Origin of the sequence: Vibrio coralliirubri, from assembly GCF_024347375.1 — a bacterium.
GTDB lineage: Bacteria > Pseudomonadota > Gammaproteobacteria > Enterobacterales > Vibrionaceae > Vibrio > Vibrio coralliirubri.
Map to the genome: position 1 here is coordinate 271,140 of NZ_AP025471.1, position 20,912 is coordinate 292,051.

Sequence of the window (20,912 nt, forward strand, 5' to 3'; positions counted from 1 at the left end):
GCTAGGAGGTGAGTCCTAGCTCGTAGTTACATTATTTATAGATTCTAATATTTTAAGGTAAAACAGGGTGTTACTTGTATTAACCTAGAGTGTGAATAGGTTTATTTGTTTTTGTTGTCGACCAATACCGCCAGAAGAATAACCACTGCTTTTGCAATCATCTGGTAGTAAGAAGATACGTCTAATAGGTTTAGGGCGTTGTTTAGGAAGCCGATAATGAGAGCACCAATCAATGTGCCCATGATGCGACCACGACCGCCGGCTAAGCTTGTTCCGCCTAGAACTACGGCTGCAATGGCGTCTAATTCATAACCCATACCTGCGGTAGGTTGAGCTGAGGACAAACGAGATGCTACGATGATGCCTGCAACCGCTGCTAACAGACCACAGATTGCGTAAACGCCGATTTTTACTTTGTCTACGTCGATGCCTGATAGGCGAGTTGCTGATTCGTTGCCACCTAGAGCGTAAACGTAACGGCCAAAGCGTGTGTGGTTAAGTAGGTACCATACCGCTGCGAATACCACGACCATGATCCATACTGGAACTGGGATGCCCATTGCGTAGCCTGTACCGAACCAAGCGAATGCGTCTGCTGTATCTGTAAAGCCAGTCGAGATAGGACGACCATCGGTGTAAACCATGGTCACGCCGCGCAATAGAGTCATAGTCACAAGCGTTGCGATGAAGGCTTGAACCTTACCCTTGGCGATAATCACGCCACTGATTGCACCTAATGCTGCACCTGCTACAAGAGCGGTTGGCACTGCGATCATCACTGGGATTTCCATGCCAATCATGCTGGCTGCGAATGCACCACAAAGTGCCAGTACAGAGCCAACACTCAAGTCGATACCCGCGGTTAAGATAACTAGAGTCATACCTACAGCGATAATTGCGTTAACCGAGGTTTGGCGCAGAATGTTAAGGATGTTGTCGACAGTAAAGAAGTTCGGGTTTAAGAAAGAAACGACAACAATCAGGAAGATCAAAGCAATCAATGACTTTTGATCAATCAGCCACTCTTTGCTGATTAACGGTTTTTTCTTTGGAGCTTCAGTTGTTTTGCTCATGGTTTTAGTACTCATGCTGCGTCCTCGTTGATCTTTTTACCGACCGCACACGCCAGTAATAATTCTTGGTTTGCTTCTTTAGCATCAAATTCACCGCTTACACGGCCTTCATGCATCACCATGATGCGGTCACTCATTCCTAACACTTCTGGCATTTCAGATGAGACTAAGATGATGCTCATGCCGTCAGCTTTAAATTTATTAATGAGTTGGTAAATCTCTTTCTTAGCACCGACATCGACACCACGCGTTGGCTCATCGAGAATCAGTACTTTTGGTTTGGTCATCAAGCCCTTAGCGATAGCCACTTTCTGTTGGTTACCACCAGAAAGGTTGCCAATAATCTGTTCGCGAGTCGGGGTTTTGATGTTGAATAGCTTGATGAAGTCATCAACTGCAATCACTTCGTCTTTATGTTGGATTTGACCGCTCTTTGTCAGTAGGTCAAGCGAACATAACGACATGTTTTCTTTAACAGAAAGCCCAAGCACTAAGCCATCGCCTTTACGGTCTTCAGAGATGTAAGCAATGCCATTGGCCAAGCCGTCTTTCGGGCTTACAGGGTTGATGGTTTTGTTTTCTAGGTTGATGACGCCGCGTTCACTTGGAAGGGCACCGTAAATCACTTTCATCAGTTCGGTACGACCTGCGCCCATTAGGCCAGATACACCCAGGATTTCACCGCGTTTTAGCGTAAAGCTCACATCGTGAACACCAGAACCCGTCAGGCCAATTACTTCAAGACAAGTTTCACCGTGGCTCTGGCCGATACGTGGATATTGTTCGTCTAGCTTACGACCAACCATCATTTCGATTAGGCCATCTTCGTCGGTGTCTTTTACTTCACACTGACCAATGAACTTACCGTCACGAAGCACGGTGATGTCATCACAAATCTCGAAGATCTCTTTCAAACGGTGAGAGATGTAAACAATGCCACAGCCTTCATCGCGCAGTTCATTAATCACCTTAAACAGAGATTCAGTTTCGGTATCGGTTAGCGCATCGGTTGGTTCATCCATGATGATGACTTTAGATTCAAACGATAGTGCTTTCGCGATCTCTACCATTTGCTGCTCACCAAGGCTCAACTGGCCTAAAGGTGTTTTCGAGCTGTGTTTCACGTTAAGGCGCTTAAGTAGCTTGTCTGCTTCTTGGTACATCTCGTTCCACAAGATGCGACCCATAGTGCCTGTGATTTCACGACCTAAGAAGATGTTCTCGGCGATGGTCAATTCAGGAATTAGATTCAGTTCTTGGTGAATAATACTAATGCCTGCTTGTTGAGAATCACGTGGCCCTTTAAATGCAGCAGGTTTTCCTTGGTAGGCGATAGTGCCGCCGTCCAAGTGATAAATACCTGTAAGCACTTTCATAAGCGTTGATTTACCCGCACCGTTTTCACCCATTAACGCCATTACGCGTCCTGGATAAACGTTGAGGCTTGCCTTATCCAGTGCTTTAACACCAGGGAAGGCTTTCTCAATTGAGCTAAGTTCTAAAATGGCTTGAGTCATGTCGGTTCCTTTACTCGGGGCCAGTTGTATTTGATTGTTCTGTATATGTATTGTTTTTGGTTCAGTGATGACACTGAGCTGTCGTTGCGTTTTGCTTGAGCTAAAAGGTTACGCCAGCTTGGAAAATAACATTTGCGTATGGCGTGCATTCACCAGTGCGAATCACCGCGCGGCTCTCATGCGTGCGCTGTTTGAATTCTTCATGAGTGATGTAAGTAATAGAAAGCGATTTGCCACAACGTGCTTCTTCTGTCTTGATTAAATCAATCAGCGCTGCGTGGTGCTCTGGGCTTACTTTCTCAAACTCTTCTGCAATCACAACGCCTTCGATTTGAGATTCATCCAACATGGTTTTTACCGTTTGCTGAAAGCTTGGGACACCGTGAGTCAAAGCAAGATCAATACGAGTTACGTGGTCTGGAATCGGCAGGCCCGCGTCACAAATCGTGATTTCATCTGTGTGGCCAAGAGTCGCCACTAGGTAAGAGAGTTCAGAGTTTATTAGAGTACTTTTTTTCATATCACGACCTATCGAAAAATAACGCTTGATGGGTTGAGAACAACTCAAGAAAAGCCATCGAAACGTTTCGATAGTGATAATAGTGTCTGATTTATCATTTGCACGTTTGATTGTTTTAGAGTGTGATAACGATCATCGAAACGTTTCGATGGGGCGTTTTTTGGTGATCTTAGTCACCGCCATTGATTGCATAAATCCTTTATGTAGGTTCAATCGATAGCGCATATCCGAACTTACTAATGGTAATGATCTGGACGTTGGATGCTCTTAATCGCGCGAAGACATTGCGTAGGTTATAGACGACGTTAGCAAGAACATGTGGTGACGAGAGTTGTCCGTCCCAACACACATCAACAATATGCTCTCTTGAAATCGGTCTTCCCACATTTTCCAATAACAAGCAGAGCACTGCTAATAGGTGAGGGCGCAAAGTGATTTTGTTTCCTTGCTGGTTGGTAATCGTTCGAGCGTCGATATCAATGATTAAGCCGTTGAAGTCTATTGTGTGGTTCATCGTGTTTTCTGTTCGTCTTATTCTAAATTGTGGAGATTGAGCAAAATTTGCCTGCTGTTGGAGCGGGTAATTATTTAAGTGTGCTAATGGTCGAAGTGGGCGGATTATGCAAAATCACACCACGCTTGAAAGTAAGCCTGCGTAAGCTCATGAGAATAAAATCTAAAAATCAGAGGGTTTGAAAAATAGAGGGAAGGTTATTCTGAATAAATGACAGGGTTTTATTTCTCGCTTATTCAATGATTTATTAGGTTTTTACTGGTTGTGTTGGTTGAAGTTACAAAGTGATTATATTTTTATTTATTTTTTTGTTTTCTGTGAGATTAACCTGCTTGCCAATTCGACGGGGTGTCGGATAACTCTAACAAGATTGTGCAGCACAGGAAGGCGTAACAATCTTGATTTGCATTAAGTAAGGTTAAGCAGTAATGAACAACAAATTTATTCTAAGCATCGCGATGATGTCAGCATTTGCAGCAAACAATGTAATGGCAGCAGACAGTGGATTTTATCTAGGTGGTGCAATTGGTACATCTGGTATTGATGATGGCGGGCTCTATAAAAACACTCAAGCACCAATTACTGTTGATGCTGAAGACGAGACATATAAGATAATTGCTGGATACCAATTTAATCGCATCGTCTCGCTAGAGGCGCAATATACGAATTATGGCGACGTTGTTGCAAAAAATGCATTAAACCAATCTACTTACACTTGGTCTCCAACTGCATTTTCGATCAGTGCTAATCTAGGTTACACGTTTGACAATGGAATTCGCCCTTTTGGCATCATCGGTTTGTCGACGATTGATTTAGACCAGTCGCTGCCGGTGCTTGATGACGATAGTGGTGAGGGTATTCGCTATGGTTTCGGAGTGGAGTACACACCTAAACAGGCTAAAAACGTCAGCTTTAGGTTAGGCTATGAAGCGGATGCATTTGTGATTGAGAGCGATTCAGTTTTTGAAAATGATAAAGATCTCGTGATCGATTCATTCTACCTAGGCGCAATGTATAACTTCTAAGTTTCACACTTTGCTAAACGGTAAATCGGTTTCTAAATGGGGCGTCGGTTGGCTCAACCCGTTTAGCTAAAGTGGAAGGCCGCAGTTTTTGACTGCGGCTTTTTTATGTTTAACTCTAGGCTTCACGAATATGCGCGGTGACAGACACGATGGCATGGTCGGTACTGAATTGGTCGTGTTCAAAACTAGGATTAATCAGGTGATGGTCTAACACTGTGTAGCTAGAGATCTCCATTAAGCTAGACGAGTTCTGACAATCAAACTCGTTCGACATCAAAATGTAGTCCAGTACAGATCCTGAAGCGCCGTAGTAATGGGTTGGCTTACGCTGTTCAAGCAAGTCTTCTTCATGTAGCTGATGGTAAAGATCCCAGCTGTCTTTCAATCGAAAGTGGGATAGCCAATGCTTGCTGTTTTCGTCTCGGTTGATTGAGTAACTCAATAGCCCTTTAAACTCGTCGTTGAATAGAGGCTTATTAAAGTCACCCATCAACACAACAGGTTGATCGGTTTGGTAGCGTTGGTTGGTGATGTATTGATGCAACATCTGAGCTTCTAGACCGCGTTGGACACTGGATAGCCAAGAGCCAAGCTGTTCTTGGTGAAAGCGAGTGAGCGTGTCACTTTGTGGTTTTTCGCCTTGCTGAGCGTTGTCCGCATCGACAGGTTCAACCTTTGGCTCTGTCGGACGTTGTGATTTAAAGTGCACCACATAACAGTCGGTTGAACCTAAATGGGGTAACGTAATCGTCGCGTGAACAGGCGTTCTGTTGAATGAGAATTTGTCGCCAAGGTTGAATGCTGTCAGTAACTTCGAATCTGGCGTAACAGGCTGTACGTTTTCAATCGGGTAACGGGAAGCAATACCAACGACAGGTGAGGTGTATAGGTAATCATCTTCAACGTGTGCAGTATCGACCACAGCAAAGTATGGATAACCTAGGTCGTTCATCAATTGCTCTAAAGACTGCGGGCTAAATATCTCTTGGAAGCCAATCACATCGCAATCTAATGAACGAATCGCTTCAGCCATCCAATGTTGCTTCTTCTGCCATTCTTCGAAGCTGTAGATGTTCTCAAAATCATAATAAGCATTCGGTGGCTCGAGATAGTTCAGAAGGTTGAACGTTGCGAATGTTATTTGGTTTGGTTTGTTCAAAGTGTCATTCCATTTAGACCTAGTCAGCAAGGATACTCCAGTAAAAGTATAGTTTGTTGATTATTTAGAGCTTAAATTTCACTTTAGAAGCGAATCAAAGGAAATCTAAGCCGTGGAGGCTTGTGTCATTTAGGCTAGAGCAATCTTAGTGCTTCTGCTTTAACCCGTACTTTCCAACGCCACCAAGCTGATCAACTTATTCAAAGGAATCACAGGAACCAAAGGAATCAAAGCTAACTGTATCCAATAACTTCGAGCGGTGACGAGTAATTTGTAAATAAACCGTCAGAGATAGAGTGCTGATGGTTTTATTAGTTATTACATGATGTTAGATTTGAACCTATACTTGATTTAACGGCATGCATTCAAAGCCGATAAATCAACTTGAATATAGAATTCATGACATTTGAAGGGAGAGTCAAATGGGAACAGTTTTTCGACGCAAAGCCTCGCAACGCACTCAGTTTTTCAGGTTTAATTTGAAGTCATGTGCAATCATGTTGCCGCTTATTGCTTTACAACCCTTCGTTACTTACGCTTCTGAAACCCAATCAACTCCTGCTGTCACCGTTATTGAAACCACACAACTGGTTGGTTTTGGTGAAGCAAAATATCCAGCCGATTTTACTCACTTCGATTACGTTAATCCTGATGCGCCAAAGCAGGGCAAAGTGACCTATGGCAGCATAGGTACGTACGATAGCTTTAATCGATTCGGTTCTCGCGGCGTTGCTGCAAGTTACACCGGAGAGATTTACGATACCTTGATGTTTTCTCCGAGCGACGAGATTGATGCGTACTATCCATTGATCGCTTCAAAGGTTCGCTACGCCAGTGATTTCACTTGGATGGAAATCGACATCAACCCAAATGCTAAATTCCAAGATGGCGAGCCTATCACTGCGCATGATGTTGCCTTCACTTTTGACAAGTTCTCAACCGAGGGCGTACCTCAGTATCGAGTGTATTACAAAGAGATTAAGTCAGTAAAAGCGGTTTCTGATTTGGTTGTTCGCATTGAAATGAACAGTCCAAACCGCGAAAAACTGTTCAGCTTTGCACAAAGCACTCGTGTATTGCCGAAACATTTCTGGAAAGACAGAAAGCTGTCTGAGCCTCTAAGCGAGCCACCAGTCGGTAGTGGTCCTTATAAGATCATCAGCTACAAATCAGGCCAAAGTGTTACCTATGGTCTAGATGAAAACTACTGGGCAGCAGACTTACCAGTTAACGTTGGCCGTAATAACTTCAAGCAGGTGCAATACGATTACTACCGTGACGACACGGTAATGTTGGAAGCCTTCAAAGCAGGGGAGTTCGATCTTCGAACCGAGAACTCGGCTAAGTTCTGGGCCAACTCTTATACGGGCGCGAACTTCGATAAAGGCTACATCATTAAAGAAGAGATCAACCACGAGAAGCCTGAAACGACACAAGGTTTCGTCTTCAACATTCAGTCTCCTGTGTTCTCTGACCCTAAAGTGCGTGAAGCGTTAACTTACGCGATGGACTTTGAGTGGATGAACAAAAACATGTTCTATGGTCAGTACAAGCGTACTCGCAGCTACTTCCAAAATACCGACTATGAAGCGAAAGGCTTACCAAGCGAAGCGGAAGTCGAGTTGTTGTCTCAATACAAAGATCAGATTCCACCGCGAGTTTTCACCGAAGAATTCCAACCACCCGTCACCGATGGTAGCGGTCGTATTCGTAGCCAAATGCGTACCGCTTTCAAACTATTGAAAGAGGCGGGTTGGGTGCTGAAAGACAAAGTCATGACCAACGAAAAGACCGGCAAACCGATGTCATTTGAGTTGCTGATTTACAGCCCAACTACGGAACGTATCGCAACGCCGGTTCAAAAGAACCTTAAGCGCATGGGTATTGAGATGAAGATCCGTACCATCGATACGACTCAGTACATCAAGCGCTTACGTGATCGTGATTTCGATATGGTTTCGTCGTCATTTTCCGCAAACCCTTATCCTAGCCCGAACTTAATGATCGTTTGGAACTCTAACTACATTGATTCTACTTACAATACTGCAGGTGTTATCGACCCAGTGGTTGACGCGTTAACAGAAGAAATTGCGCGTAACCAACAGCATCCTGAAAAGCTTCTTACACTAGGTCGTTCACTTGACCGTGTATTGCAGTGGAATTTCTACAACATCCCGCAATGGCACGTTGGTGAATATCGCGTAGCAATGTGGGACAAGTTTGAGCGTCCAGATGTATTGCCTAAATACGATTTAGGTATCGATACATGGTGGATTTCAGAAGAGAAGGCGGCTTTGCTTCCTGAAAAACGTCGCTAGGAGTTAGTTAGCATGGCCGCGTATATATTTCGACGTTTATTGTTGGTGATCCCCACGCTGTGGGCGATCATCACCATCAACTTTTTCATCATCCAGATTGCCCCTGGAGGTCCGGTAGAACAAGCCGTTGCTCAATTAGAAGGGCACAACTCTGGCATTATGGAGCGCTTTTCTGGTGGTGGACAAGAAGTTGATTTAAGCGAAAGTGACCAAGCGTCTGCTAGTGGCTATAAAGGCTCACGTGGGCTTGATCCTGAAGTGGTTGAAGAGATCAAAAAGCAATTTGGTTTTGATAAGCCGATCCACGTTCGCTACTTCGACATGTTGAAAAATTACGCGACCTTTAACTTCGGTGAAAGCCTGTTTAAAGGCGGCAACGTTATTGATTTGATCATCGAGCGACTGCCTGTTTCCATCTCCTTGGGGTTATGGAGTACGTTAATCATCTACGTGATCTCGATACCTTTAGGCATCATGAAGGCGATACATCACGGTTCTCGCTTCGATATTTGGTCAAGTGCGGTGGTGATTGTCGGTTATGCGGTGCCGGGCTTCTTGTTTGCGATCATTCTGATTATTTTGTTCGCGAGTGGTAACTACTTCAGTTGGTTCCCATTGCGTGGTCTTGTGTCGAGTAATTTCGACCAGCTCAACTGGTATCAACAAATTGGCGACTACTTCTGGCACTTGGCTTTGCCTATTTTTGCGATGGTTATCGGCGGCTTTGCAACACTCAGCATGCTGACCAAAAACTCCTTCCTTGATGAAATCAATAAGCAATATGTAGTGACCGCGCGAGCAAAAGGTTTGGATGAGAGCAGCATTCTCTACAAGCACGTTTTCCGTAACGCGATGTTGATCATTATTGCCGGCTTCCCGAGCGCATTTATTAGTATTTTCTTCACGGGCTCTATGTTGATTGAAGTGATGTTTTCACTCGAAGGCATTGGTCTGCTTGGCTTTGAGTCGACCATTCAGCGAGATTACCCAGTGGTGTTCAGCTCTCTCTATATCATGACCTTGCTTGGCTTGGTGCTGAGCATTATCTCCGACCTGACGTATACCTGGGTTGATCCTCGAATTGATTTTGAAGCGCGTTAATGGCGAATGAATAAAAAGGTATTGATAATAAATGTTTAACAACCCTTTAGCTGAAGCTCGTTGGTTACGTTTTAAAGCAAACAAGCGTGGTTTTATCTCCCTTTGGATATTTACCATTCTGTTTGGACTGAGCCTGTTCGCTGAGATCATCGCCAACGATAAGCCTTTATTAGTTTCTTATGATAATCAGTGGTTTGTACCTGTCATTAATGAGTATGCCGAGACTGAATTTGGCGGCGAGTTTGAAACAGAAGCCGACTACAAAGACCCGTATGTTATCGAACTCATTGAAGACAGCGGTTACATCGTCTGGCCCATCATTCCGTTTAGTTACGACACGATAAACTTCGATATTTCAGGCGCGGTGCCGTCGGAGCCTGATTCAGTGAACTGGCTAGGAACCGATGATAAAGGGCGAGATGTATTAGCTCGCATCATTTATGGGTTCCGTATTTCTGTCTTATTTGGCTTTATTCTGACGATTGTATCGAGCGTGATTGGTGTGGTTGTTGGGGCGACACAAGGTTACTACGGTGGCTGGGTGGATCTGTTTGGTCAGCGCTTCATTGAAGTTTGGTCAGGGATGCCGACCCTGTTCTTGCTGATTATTTTGTCGAGTTTTATCGAGCCGAACTTCTGGTGGCTGCTCGGAATTATGGTGCTATTCAGTTGGATGAGTTTAGTGGGGATTGTGCGAGCCGAGTTCTTACGCTGTCGAAACTTTGATTACGTAAGAGCCGCGCAAGCGATGGGCGTTGATGACAAACGCATTATGCTTCGTCACATGTTACCCAATGCGATGGTGGCTTCATTAACCATGATGCCGTTTATTTTGTCTGGCTCGGTCACTACGTTAACCTCATTAGATTTCTTAGGCTTTGGTCTTCCTGCGGGTTCGCCTTCATTGGGTGAGCTATTGGCGCAAGGTAAAGCTAATTTGCAAGCGCCTTGGCTTGGCATTTCTGCCTTCGTCGTACTTTCACTGATGCTGACGTTACTGGTCTTCGTGGGTGAAGCGGTGCGTGATGCTTTCGACCCGCATCAACAGAAGTAAGGATAGGTTATGACTTCAAATACAACGCCTGCTTCTCCAGTTTTGACCATCGACAAATTGTCGGTCGGTTTCGGGCGAAAAGATTCGATAGAACAAGTGACTCATGATGTCTCGTTGGAGATATTCAAAGGTGAGACACTGGCGCTGGTGGGGGAGAGTGGCTCAGGTAAATCGGTTACGGCTAATTCAGTATTAAAACTGCTGCCTAAAGGTTCTTCGCATTACTTGAACGGTAAGATTAACTTCTCTGGCACCGATATTCTGAGTTGTTCCGAAAGACAACTGCGCGGGATTCGTGGTGGTCGCATCGGTATGATCTTCCAAGAACCCATGGTGTCGCTTAATCCGCTTCATCGAGTCGGGAAACAGCTTGTTGAAACCCTCGCGATTCACCGTGGTATGCGAACCAATAAAGCGCAAGCCTTAGCGATAGAGTGGCTTTCAAAGGTGGGTATTCGTTATCCAGAGCAAAAGATTTCAGCCTATCCGCACGAGCTATCTGGTGGAGAACGCCAACGCGTGATGATCGCAATGGCATTGATCAACGAACCTGAGCTGCTTATCGCTGACGAACCGACAACCGCATTGGATGTGTCGGTACAAGCGCAGATTTTGGATTTGTTGAAAGACCTGCAACAAGAACTCGGTATGGCGATGCTTTTTATCACTCATGACTTAAGTATCGTTCGTAAGATTGCCGACAGAGTAGCGGTAATGAAAGATGGTCGCTTGGTTGAAAGTAACGACTGTCATACCCTGTTTAACGCACCTGCTCACCCTTACACTCAAAAACTTATTAACTCTGATCCGAAAGGTTTGCCTGTTCCTGTGTCACCCGAAAGCAAACCGCTACTCGATGTAAATCAACTTCGTGTTTGGTTCCCGATCACGGGCGGTTTATTCAAGCGTACCATTTCTCATGTTAAAGCTGTGACCGACATGGAGTTCACTTTGAAGAAAGGGCACTCAATCGGTTTGGTTGGCGAAAGTGGTTCTGGTAAATCGACGACCGGTATGGCGATACTTAAGCTGGTAGATAGTGAAGGGTCAATCACCTACTCGAGTGAACAGCTTCAAGGTTTAGATCGAAAACAGATGCTTCCGTTTAGAAGCCGTATGCAAGTGGTCTTTCAAGACCCGTTTTCTGCGCTAAACCCGAGAATGTCGGTCGCTCAGGTGATTGGCGAAGGTTTGTTAGTGCATCAACAATTGGATGAGCACGAACTCGACCAACGCATCTGTGACGTAATGAGAGAGGTTGACCTCGATCCTGACACTCGTCACCGTTACCCTAATGAGTTTTCTGGCGGTCAAAGGCAGCGTATCGCGATTGCACGTGCTCTGATCCTTAAGCCAGAGTTTATCTTGCTTGATGAGCCAACATCTTCACTCGACAGAACCGTTCAAGCTCAAGTACTGGATTTACTGAAGTCACTTCAAGAAAAGTATGGCCTGACCTATTTGTTTATCAGTCATGATCTGAATGTCGTGAAATCCTTGTGTCATTACACCATCGTCATGAAAGCTGGCGAGGTAATAGAGAAAGGTGACACTGAGACTTTGTTTGGTAATCCGCAGCATGACTACACCAAGCAGTTAGTTTCGCTATCAAATATAAGCTGATTTTATTCATACTTTACGGTGCTTAATAAAAAAGAACGATACTCAACATATCGTTCTTTTTTGTTTTAACTACTGGTGTAAGGCCGAGCATGAGTAGTTAAGATTTAATTTAACGCATCAGTACATTACGAGTGAATTGCTTCTTCAGGTAGGAACTGTACTCAGAGTTAAACGGTTCGGTTGAGTTGTTTCGCATATCTTGTGAGATCAGCGCGTTAGAAGAGTCTGCTTCAGGGTGCTGTGGCGCTGTACCAAACTCTGCGTTTAGTGCCGTTTGTGTTTTTGCTGATGTTAACCAGTTAATGAATACTAGAGATGCAGCTTGATGTTGACTGTTTTTAGCCACTGTTACAAAGTTACCACCGCCTGACATACCAAATTCAGGGATGTAGAACTTGATGCGATCAGTAATCGCGCCACGCTTTTGTAAACCCGCTAGGTGGTCTTCCCATGCCGGTGCAAGTGTAATTTCACCATCGTTGATACGTGTAAGACTGTCTGCGTTAGACGCTGTGATTAGCATATCTTCTTCGTTCGTTTGAAACCAATCCCAAGTTTGTGCCCACGATTTTACGACTTTCTTATCAAGCTTTTCTGTCATGTCGAACTCGCCTGATACGTGACGAATGCTTGACTCGATGAAGCGCTGACCAGCACCTCCACCGTTTGGATCGTTTACACCAAATGCCATTGGGTTGCTTTTGATGTAGCTCTCCATTTCTTCAAAGGTCTGTGGTAAATCAGACTCTTTGATACGGCTAGGATCGTAAGCAAGGCCAGTTTGGTTGCCCCAGAAGGTCACGCCATAACCTTTAGAGTTGATCCCTTCTGCTGTTTGATTCAGCTTTTGAATTTCTGGAAGCTTATTCAAACTTAGAAGAGTGTTTTCTAGTTTGAACGTGTTCAATGCTGTTGGACCAAGAGCCACTACATCCATAGAACCTTCATCACGGCGGCTTTCGGCTTGAAGCTTGTTGCGGTTACCATCGTGAGTGCCTTCAGGGATACGAACTTTAATGCCCGTTTCTTCTTCAAAGCTTTTTACAAACTTACGGAAACCAGGTTGAAGATACCAAACTGAGAAAGTTACTGAGCCTTCTTCTTTCGCTTGAGTTTCAATTTCATCCCACGTCATTGTGTTTACATCGTATGCAAAGCTAGAAAATGCTGTGGTGCTAAGTAGTGCTGCTAGTAGAGTTTTTTTCATTGTATCCTCACGAAATTAAGCTTTACCTGTCGATTGAGACAAGTAGTTTCCTTTCAATAAACGTTCAATTAGTAACATCAGTAGTACATTTGGAATCACAAGGATCAGAGATACAACGGCAGCATCAGGTCTGATAAATGAATAACCCAAAAACGAATATAAGATGGTTGGAACAGTAATGAAATCTGGTGCACCAAGTACGTAGGACATGTTGAATTCCTCAATACTGATCACCAAACAGAAGATTGACGATGCAAGTAAGCTTGGTTTGAGCATAGGCAAGAATGCATGCTTAAAAGTTCCAATCTTACCCGCGCCCATATCTGAACAGGCATCAATCAAATCTTGTGGAATGGCTTTAAAACCTGCCGACAAAATACGAATTGCGTAAGGCAGGGCCAATACTGTATGCGCAATAACAATATTGACGTATGGATCAGTTAGACCTAATTCAAGGAGCATGGCACTGAAAAAGACAGCCAAGATCATTGAAGGCATAACCATCGGCAGCAGTGACACCATTTCAGCAAGCTTTTTGCCACGAAACTCCATGCGACCAAAGGCATAGGCTGTAGGCATTGCTAAAGTGATGGTCAAAATAGCTACCGCTGGCGCAACCGAATAGCTGTTGCGTAGTGCTTCTGGTAGGGAAGTGTTTTCCCACACTTCAACCCAACGTCCAAAAGACAGAACTTGTGGGAATAAGTCTGGGTAACTCCATGGGTGGTTTGGATCGACTAGGGACCAAATAATAGCCATAGCAAATGGCACACCCAGCCAAAGAAAATTCACTAGCGCAAAGAAGCTAATTGAGATCAACATAACCCATTGTGTATTCGTTAAGTTGCGTAGGCGACTCATGATGCTTTCTCCATATCAACAACAACGCTTTTACGTGTAAGAAATGGTTGAGTTAGAAAAGTAAGAACGACAGCGGAGAAGCCTGCGAGAAGCATGATGACCATAGCGATCACTGCTGAGTTCTCCCATTCGTAATATTGGGTTGCGGTAATGTTCATTAACATAGCTAGTGAGTAGCTGCTGCGAGAACCTGCTACGGAAGCAAACGAGAAATCACCAAGTGCGCCAATGAAAATGAGAATAGATGCAGCCTGTAATGCTGGAATTGTTAACGGAAAAATCACCTGACAGAATCTTGCCCAGCGAGTCGCGCCGAGGTCTAGAGCAGCGTCCATTAGGTCACCACGAATGCTGGCAATTGAACCACTGATCAGGATTAGGGCAAACGGTAAGTTTTTCCAAACTTGCAGTACTACAATGCTCCAACCGAACTTGTCGTTAGACATACGCATGGGCTTATCAATAATGCCTAATGCCAATAGTGATTCGTTGAAAATACCGTGGTAAGCAATCACGTTCATTAATAAGAACGCAGCAACAAGTCCTGGGACAAACATAGGAGCACGGAGAACACCGATAATGGCAGGTTTACCCGGGATAGGTTTGTGCAACCAAAGTGCAATAGGGTAGGCCAGCATGACAGCGCCTAATGTACCGAGCACTGAAGTTCTTAGCGAGTAAGCTACTGAGCGCCATAAAATTGGATCGCCTAGAGTCGTTTGCCAGTATTCAAGAGTTGCATTGGTTTCGCCCATTACGCTGAACATACCAAAGCTTTGTGCGACCACCACGTAGAGCGCACTTCCCATGAGTAGGGCAATGGTGCCAACTCCGGGAATTAGCAATAAGTAGGGTTTTAGATTCATGCGTTTACTCCCTCTAGGAAGCGGACGCCAAATTCAGGCAGTTTTACATGAATAGTTTCACCTTTATGAGCAGATACTCGACCATTCAGTTGTAAGCGAACTTTCTGAGGGGTTTCAGTTCCAACCCACCCAAACACATCTAGGTTATTACCTTGGAAAGCTGATGATTCAACTTTAACTTCAAAGCTATTGGGTTCGTCCTTTTTACAAATTGCTGCATCTTCAGGACGCCAGCAAACAAAAACTTCACTAGCTTGTGGTGTTTCTGCTGATTCAACGACAAATTCACCCATGTTACAACTCACGCGATATTGGTTGTCTTCCGAAGTTGATTCCACATAGGCCTTATGGATATTTGCAGCACCGATGAAGTCGGCAACAAAACGGTTAGCTGGGCGATAGTAAATGTCTTCAGGTGTGCCAATCTGTTCTATGTTGCCACCGTTAAGCACGACAATTCGGTCACTCATTGCTAGCGCTTCAGCTTGGTCATGTGTGACATAGATGGATGTTAGGTTGTGCTGGCGTTGCAGTTCTTTAATTTCGAAACGTACACCCTCACGCATTTTTGCATCAAGGTTAGATAAAGGTTCATCAAATAGGATGATGTCAGGGCGAGTCACCATTGCACGAGCTAGAGCGACACGCTGCTGTTGACCACCTGATAATTGCGCTGGCAGTTTGTCTTTGTGTTCAATCAGACCAACCTGAGACAAAATCTCCGCTAAACGGCGTTTTTGTTCGTTCTTGTCGATCTTCTGCTGAACCATACCGAAGCAAATATTGTGAGAAACACTTAAATGTGGAAACAAAGCATAAGATTGAAAACACATTGCTGTTTCACGTTTCTCAGGAGGGATTTGATTCACAACACGGTCGTTCATCAGGATTTCACCTGATGTAGGTGTTTGAAATCCACCAATCATTTTCAGCAATGTTGTTTTACCACAACCACTTGGGCCAAGTAGCGTGACAAACTCTCCTTGTTCTACAGAGAATGAGATCTCTTTTGATGCGTAAAAATCACCATAAGTTTTCGTGACAGAACGAAGTTCCAAAATTGCCATGATTAACCTTTTTTAAAAAGTTTAAATTTCGAGTTAGATTATTTACAGTTTATTTCAGTTTTATTAACGATCGATGTTTTTTACGTAAAAATCATTCGCTGATCACGGAAAGTTTAATAATTATTTGTTTTAAAAGGTTTTTTTATTTTTTGTTTTATGGCTGTTTCATCGTTGACAGTAAATGTAATATATCGCTATTCTAGATTAAACTTTTTCAGGTAGTTTAATTGGTGGTGTTTTATGTTCACTTTTGATGTGGCAACAAAAGGACAGGTTTTAGTAAATAGCCATCGAGGCGATTGCATTCGTTGTCCAGAAAATACCATGCCTGCTTTTATTAGCGCTGTTGAGAGAAATACAAGCTGTATTGAAATTGATATCGCGATGACAGCCGATGAAGAGTTGGTGGTGATTCATGATCCAAGCGTTAACCGTACTTCTAATGGGTGTGGTTATGTTGAGCAAATGACGCTAGTAGAATTAGAAGCGCTTGATTTTGGTGGTTGGTTTGATGAGTCATTTGCAAAGACTTCACTTCCTAAATTTAGTGAAGTGCTTGATTGGGCAATTGAACAAGGCGTTGGACTGGTGGTTGAAGCAAAGCAAAGACGTAATCATCAACGATTTGCTGAGCAGTTCACTGCTTTGGTCGAGCAAACACCTAACGCTCTTGCGCATATCCAATTGCTGGGTTTTGACCATACCTTAGTCAACCTTGTTAAGCAGCGACTGCCAAATATTCAATTGCAAGTTGTAACGCTTGCACGCTACCAAAACCAATTAAACGCAGTACTGGAATCAAATGCGGATGCTGTGTGTGTCGAGTACCCTTATACAACGCGAAGCGTACTCGAAGGTTATAAAAACTCAGGCTTAACCACACGTTTGTATTTGCCAAACAAAGACAAAAATATGAAACCAACTCAATGGTTTAATCAATATTATGGCTACGACGTACATAGTGAGATTATTCAATGGTTGAGCGAAGGCCTCATTGATATGATTAGCCACGACGATATTGATATGTTGAAAGAGTTAGTACACGAAGCCGGTATGGAACCGATTTAAATCCGACTTTTTATTGATGAACCCATCATGCGACACCGCCTAATAAATTGATTTAACCATAAATAGAGAACGACTGAACATGTTAACTCCGATAAAACAATTACAATTAGAATTAACTCCAGGTCAGAAGAAATTACTGGCGGTTTGTCGACAGCATAGCTCGGTTCCACGCGCCAAGATTGTTGAAAAAACAGGTTTGCGTAGTGGCTCTGTAACCAGTATTTCTAAAGAGTTACTGGCAATGAACATGATTAAAGAAGGACCAAGAGAAAAAGTCGGTCGTGGCCAACCGATCATTCCGTTGCAGTTGAATCCATACGCAGCATTTTCATTTGGTATCGCTTTCCATATTCACCGAATTGAAGTCGCTTTGGCAAATTTCTGCGGTGAAGTGATTGATACTGAAACCATCGATTACGCCGAAGATGCGCCAATTATAGATGTACTTAAGAACATTAAGGCTCAAGTCGACTTATTGGTGGATAAGCACAAAATCCAAAATGCACGCATCTTAGGGATTGGTGTTTCTATGCCAGGGCCTTCTGAAGGCGATGGTAAGTCGATTCGTACTATTATTCAGATGGAACATTGGCGTGGGGTCGACTTAGCAAGCATCTTTGGTGATGTATTTGAATGGCCAGTCTGGATCGATAACGACTGTAATGTTGCTGTTGTTGGTGAGTTTTATTCTGGTCAGTGGTCAGAAGTAAAAAACATGGTGCTGTTTGAGTTAGGTCATGGTGTGGGTGGCGGTGTGATCATCAATCGCAAACTTTACCGTGGCAGTCGGCATAATGCGGGTGAAATCGGCACATATTTCAATCTGCTTGGCGAAGAGAATAAGCCCACTATTCGTGGCTTATTGGATCAATTGGTGGCATCAGGACTGGAAGTGGATGGTCCTGAAGATATTCCAGGATTAGATAACCCTGTGGTCTCAAAATGGGTGCGTTTTGCCGCTGCTCAGCTTAAGCCCATGTTAGTTGTCACTTTAGGTTGGTTCGACCCAGATTGTATAGTTATTGGTGGTTCTTGCCCTCAACATATCAGTCAAGCCATTATTGATGAAGTCGCATTAGATAAGGTTTGGGAGGAAGCTGAACGCTCATATGCAATGGCTCAATTCTCGCCTTCAAAAATTGGACCGTCGCTAAATACCTATGGGGCATGTATGTTCCCAGTATTTCGCACGCTAGGTATTTAATATAAACATCGGATAATTATTATGAAGTATGCACCAAGTGTAGGTGTTAAATTCCATGAAGATGGAAGTGTTAGAACATTTCCAGGTAACACGTTTATCTGTCATTTAGATCAATCGCTCCCTTTGATTGACGAGTTACGTTGGGCGCAAGACCAACTTAAGTCGATGAATTGTGGTAATAAATTTTCATTTTTGCCTATTTCAAGTATGCACATGACGGTATTTGAAGGGGTTTGTGATCAAATTCGTGAAGCTCATAAATGGACGACGAAACTCAACCTAGACGCTGAACTATCGGCAACTACCGACTTGTTTGCGACAGAAGCAAGCCAGATAGGCGCTCAAGGTGGTTTTGAAATGATGTTCGACTACGTTTACAATTGCCCTATTGGCGGTACTGCTATTCGTATTAAACCAGCTAACGAGCAGTCTACTCAAGCACTTAAGCAGTGTCGTGAAGCGTTAAAAGCAGCCACAGGTATCAATATGCCTGATTTCGATGACTATCACTTTCATATTACGCTGAGCTATCGCGTTATAGAGTTGGAAGAGCAAGATAAAATTGAATTACAACAGACTGCGAAGCGCATTGGTGAGCGTATCGCTCAATCGTTTGGCTCTTTGATTCATGGTCCTGTAGAGTTTTGTACTTTCCAAGACATGTTCAAATTTACTCCTGTCATCAAACTATCGTAGTTTTAGGTATAAATAATCACTAAGATCTTTATCTGATTCGAGCTCATGCGCCGTTGATACTGCACATGAGCTTTTTTATTGAGTGCGTTAGGAAAAATAGCGGCTAGTGCGCGATCTCCTACATAGCTAGAAAACGATATTCGTTCTTAGGCCAAACAACGCGACTTTGCTTTGAGTGCTGACTGCGGGTGTAACGTATTGCGCATCCGCGGTAAAGGTTAACCATGGCGTCGCTTGGAACGCGTAGTAGATCTCAAAACCTTGCTCGTCTTTTAATTCTGCTCCGAGTGGCAAATCGCTAATGCTGTTTTGTAACGCATTAGACAAGTTGTAGTAATAGTAGCCCGCGCCCCATTGATCTTGAGGTCTGTCGAAGAAGAAAGCGTTGCCTCCAAGGCCGCCAACAAACGTTCCATCTATGATATTTGGATTACCGTCTGCCGCTGCTGCTCTTAGATAGACTGCGATAGTATCGTCATTGTTCTCGTAGATATTGTGTGTCGCTTGAGCACGAATGTTGTACTTATATTTAGCGGTCTCACCCAAAGACGAGTAATCCACTCCTTCTTCAGTGCTGTATGTACCAGACATACCAAACGTAGAACTTCTATCGAACAGTTTGAATGAGTGAGTTGCACCTAATGAGAAGTTCACGCCATCATCAAACCAATCATTGAACCCTAAATTGTCATCGTATCGATCTCTTGGATCATAAATCATCGCTGTGATTCGCGTATCGCCGATGGTGTGGTTCAGGATGCCGCCAATAAATGATGGGGGAGTCACGCCACTTGGTGGAGCAGAGAAGGCAATGTTCATGAATCCATGACGAGTTGCACCACCGTAAAATGGTGCATTTCGTAGTAGCTCAAACGCGTCGATCTTGCCAACAAGGAGGTTGGTGTTGTCATCAGACTTGTGTGTGTAATACAAGGATGAAAAGAAAGGGCTGCTGCTGTCTGAGTAATGGGCTGAATTAGGTACTGACAAACTGGAGAAGCCAAAGTCGTTGGCATCACCGTTTAGATAGATCAACTGGGTGCGAAAGGTGCCGTTATTCCATAGGCCAGCATTTTCAGTATCAAGCCCAGCCAATAAATCAAAACGGTGCGTGAATTCATTTGAATTTGATGGTGAGCCAGAAACTGCCGATTGGTAAACGTTGGTGTATTCAGCATCGAGCGAGAGTCCGCTGTCTTTAATGCGACTGCGTTCACCTCCCCAATCACCGGTTAATGTATCTGAGTATGGCTGGCTTGCATTAGCTAAAGACGATAAAAAGAGTGGAGCTAAACAAAAGGGTAATGATAAATATTTCATAATTAAATCTTATTGTTAGAACGTAATCTGGCTAGGCGCATTGAGATAGATAAGCAGGACTGTTCACCATGTTGGCCGCTCGTGAATGGCGTTGATGTTTAAACAGTGCACTCAAAGCATCAAACGCTTCGGAAATGGACAGATAACCTTGCTGGTAAGCGAAAGACACCGAACTTGCTTTACCGTCGTTGAGGTCGTGTCTTGAGATCGCAATGCCATGGTTTTGCGCGAGTAAGAACAATGCATCAGCGTTAAGAGGCTGAGAGTCCGCGTTCTGCTGGTGGCGCAACTTGTTGACGAGTGAGTGAATACGCTCGATACATTGGCTAAGTCGGTGATAGCGAGAGGTGTTGACCGTTGTCGCAATATGCTGGCAAACCTTTACCAATGCCTCCATTTGATCTGTTTTCGCTGAAGACGAAATCATCTTTTCAATAACTGCATTTAGCTCGGCAAGATATTGCGTTCTAAGCTGGGGTAATACCGTCACTTCATCATCCTTAATGTATCCGCGTAGCTCCTTGCCAAGTGACTCTAGATAACCCATATCTAATTCCCAAATGGTAGACATAGTATTGACCTGAGTTGTAATTGACCGGGTCATGTTATCGATTTTGGTGATGATAAAACTAATTTTGAAGTTTTTATGTTTTAATTAAGTTGTTGTATTTAATGGTTTTTCATTGTATTTCATCTGCTTGATAGACGTTTCAATACCG

At 43.8% G+C, this 20,912-nt stretch carries 19 protein-coding genes; 8 read left to right on the forward strand and 11 right to left on the reverse strand.

What is annotated here, in order from left to right; all coding sequences use genetic code 11:
- Positions 1 to 101 precede the first annotated feature (101 nt).
- From rbsC to OCV20_RS17865, 4 genes are all read right to left on the reverse strand, one after another.
- On the reverse strand, positions 102 to 1,088 hold the full coding sequence (gene rbsC / locus OCV20_RS17850; RefSeq protein ID WP_017082395.1) for a ribose ABC transporter permease: 987 nt from the start codon (positions 1,086 to 1,088) through the stop codon (positions 102 to 104).
- Positions 1,085 to 2,590 (reverse strand): ribose ABC transporter ATP-binding protein RbsA, encoded by a 1,506-nt coding sequence (gene rbsA / locus OCV20_RS17855; RefSeq protein ID WP_009844906.1) that lies wholly within the window; start codon positions 2,588 to 2,590, stop codon positions 1,085 to 1,087. Before rbsA ends, rbsC begins: the two co-directional genes overlap by 4 nt.
- Positions 2,591 to 2,690: 100 nt before the next feature.
- On the reverse strand, positions 2,691 to 3,110 hold the full coding sequence (gene rbsD, locus OCV20_RS17860) for a D-ribose pyranase (protein WP_086774225.1): 420 nt from the start codon (positions 3,108 to 3,110) through the stop codon (positions 2,691 to 2,693).
- 199 nt (positions 3,111 to 3,309) lie between these two features.
- On the reverse strand, positions 3,310 to 3,624 hold the full coding sequence (locus OCV20_RS17865) for a winged helix-turn-helix domain-containing protein (RefSeq protein WP_050621624.1): 315 nt from the start codon (positions 3,622 to 3,624) through the stop codon (positions 3,310 to 3,312).
- A 428-nt stretch (positions 3,625 to 4,052) separates the two neighbouring features.
- Here OCV20_RS17865 and OCV20_RS17870 point away from each other — a divergent pair, with 428 nt between their 5' ends.
- Complete coding sequence (locus tag OCV20_RS17870) at positions 4,053 to 4,649, forward strand: porin family protein (protein WP_048610992.1); 597 nt, start codon at positions 4,053 to 4,055, stop codon at positions 4,647 to 4,649.
- A 115-nt stretch (positions 4,650 to 4,764) separates the two neighbouring features.
- On the opposite strand, the gene OCV20_RS17875 is transcribed toward OCV20_RS17870, so the two are convergent.
- Positions 4,765 to 5,808, reverse strand: coding sequence for an endonuclease/exonuclease/phosphatase family protein (locus OCV20_RS17875; protein WP_059018807.1), 1,044 nt, complete (start codon positions 5,806 to 5,808; stop codon positions 4,765 to 4,767).
- Positions 5,809 to 6,230: 422 nt separating this feature from the next.
- Between OCV20_RS17875 and OCV20_RS17880 the strand changes: the two genes are divergently transcribed.
- The 4 genes from OCV20_RS17880 to yejF are packed head-to-tail and all read left to right on the forward strand — an operon-like array spanning position 6,231 to position 11,904.
- Positions 6,231 to 8,126: an extracellular solute-binding protein gene (locus OCV20_RS17880; RefSeq protein WP_086774226.1), complete on the forward strand. Its 1,896-nt coding sequence runs from the start codon at positions 6,231 to 6,233 to the stop codon at positions 8,124 to 8,126.
- Between the two features lie 12 nt (positions 8,127 to 8,138).
- Complete coding sequence (locus OCV20_RS17885; RefSeq protein WP_004730359.1) at positions 8,139 to 9,227, forward strand: microcin C ABC transporter permease YejB; 1,089 nt, start codon at positions 8,139 to 8,141, stop codon at positions 9,225 to 9,227.
- 31 nt (positions 9,228 to 9,258) lie between these two features.
- A complete protein-coding gene (locus OCV20_RS17890; protein ID WP_048608646.1) occupies positions 9,259 to 10,281 on the forward strand; it encodes an ABC transporter permease in 1,023 nt (340 codons plus the stop codon).
- 9 nt (positions 10,282 to 10,290) lie between these two features.
- On the forward strand, positions 10,291 to 11,904 hold the full coding sequence (gene yejF / locus OCV20_RS17895; protein ID WP_086774227.1) for a microcin C ABC transporter ATP-binding protein YejF: 1,614 nt from the start codon (positions 10,291 to 10,293) through the stop codon (positions 11,902 to 11,904).
- A 109-nt stretch (positions 11,905 to 12,013) separates the two neighbouring features.
- Here the strand turns inward: yejF and OCV20_RS17900 are convergent, their stop codons facing one another.
- From OCV20_RS17900 to OCV20_RS17915, 4 genes are read right to left on the reverse strand one after another with little or no spacing between them, the layout of a single operon-like run.
- Entirely contained in the window at positions 12,014 to 13,111 is a 1,098-nt protein-coding gene (locus OCV20_RS17900; RefSeq protein WP_086774228.1) for an extracellular solute-binding protein, read from the reverse strand.
- A 15-nt stretch (positions 13,112 to 13,126) separates the two neighbouring features.
- Positions 13,127 to 13,972, reverse strand: a complete 846-nt coding sequence (locus OCV20_RS17905) for an ABC transporter permease (protein ID WP_086774229.1) — start codon at positions 13,970 to 13,972, stop codon at positions 13,127 to 13,129.
- Positions 13,969 to 14,838, reverse strand: a complete 870-nt coding sequence (locus OCV20_RS17910; protein WP_086774230.1) for an ABC transporter permease — start codon at positions 14,836 to 14,838, stop codon at positions 13,969 to 13,971. The genes OCV20_RS17905 and OCV20_RS17910 overlap by 4 nt, the downstream gene beginning before the upstream one ends.
- On the reverse strand, positions 14,835 to 15,905 hold the full coding sequence (locus tag OCV20_RS17915) for an ABC transporter ATP-binding protein (protein WP_086774231.1): 1,071 nt from the start codon (positions 15,903 to 15,905) through the stop codon (positions 14,835 to 14,837). The genes OCV20_RS17910 and OCV20_RS17915 overlap by 4 nt, the downstream gene beginning before the upstream one ends.
- Positions 15,906 to 16,145: 240 nt before the next feature.
- Between OCV20_RS17915 and OCV20_RS17920 the strand changes: the two genes are divergently transcribed.
- From OCV20_RS17920 to OCV20_RS17930, 3 genes are all read left to right on the forward strand, one after another.
- The gene (locus tag OCV20_RS17920; protein ID WP_086774232.1) at positions 16,146 to 16,973 is read left to right on the forward strand and encodes a glycerophosphodiester phosphodiesterase; all 828 of its coding nucleotides are present in this window, start codon (positions 16,146 to 16,148) and stop codon (positions 16,971 to 16,973) included.
- Positions 16,974 to 17,052: 79 nt separating this feature from the next.
- Positions 17,053 to 18,177, forward strand: coding sequence for an ROK family protein (locus tag OCV20_RS17925; RefSeq protein ID WP_086774233.1), 1,125 nt, complete (start codon positions 17,053 to 17,055; stop codon positions 18,175 to 18,177).
- A gap of 21 nt (positions 18,178 to 18,198) precedes the next feature.
- On the forward strand, positions 18,199 to 18,873 hold the full coding sequence (locus tag OCV20_RS17930; RefSeq protein ID WP_086774234.1) for a DUF1868 domain-containing protein: 675 nt from the start codon (positions 18,199 to 18,201) through the stop codon (positions 18,871 to 18,873).
- Positions 18,874 to 18,999: 126 nt separating this feature from the next.
- Here OCV20_RS17930 and OCV20_RS17935 read toward each other — a convergent pair whose 3' ends face one another.
- Positions 19,000 to 20,193: a carbohydrate porin gene (locus OCV20_RS17935; protein ID WP_086774235.1), complete on the reverse strand. Its 1,194-nt coding sequence runs from the start codon at positions 20,191 to 20,193 to the stop codon at positions 19,000 to 19,002.
- Between the two features lie 31 nt (positions 20,194 to 20,224).
- Positions 20,225 to 20,764, reverse strand: a complete 540-nt coding sequence (locus OCV20_RS17940; RefSeq protein WP_238382733.1) for a hypothetical protein — start codon at positions 20,762 to 20,764, stop codon at positions 20,225 to 20,227.
- Positions 20,765 to 20,912: the final 148 nt, after the last annotated feature.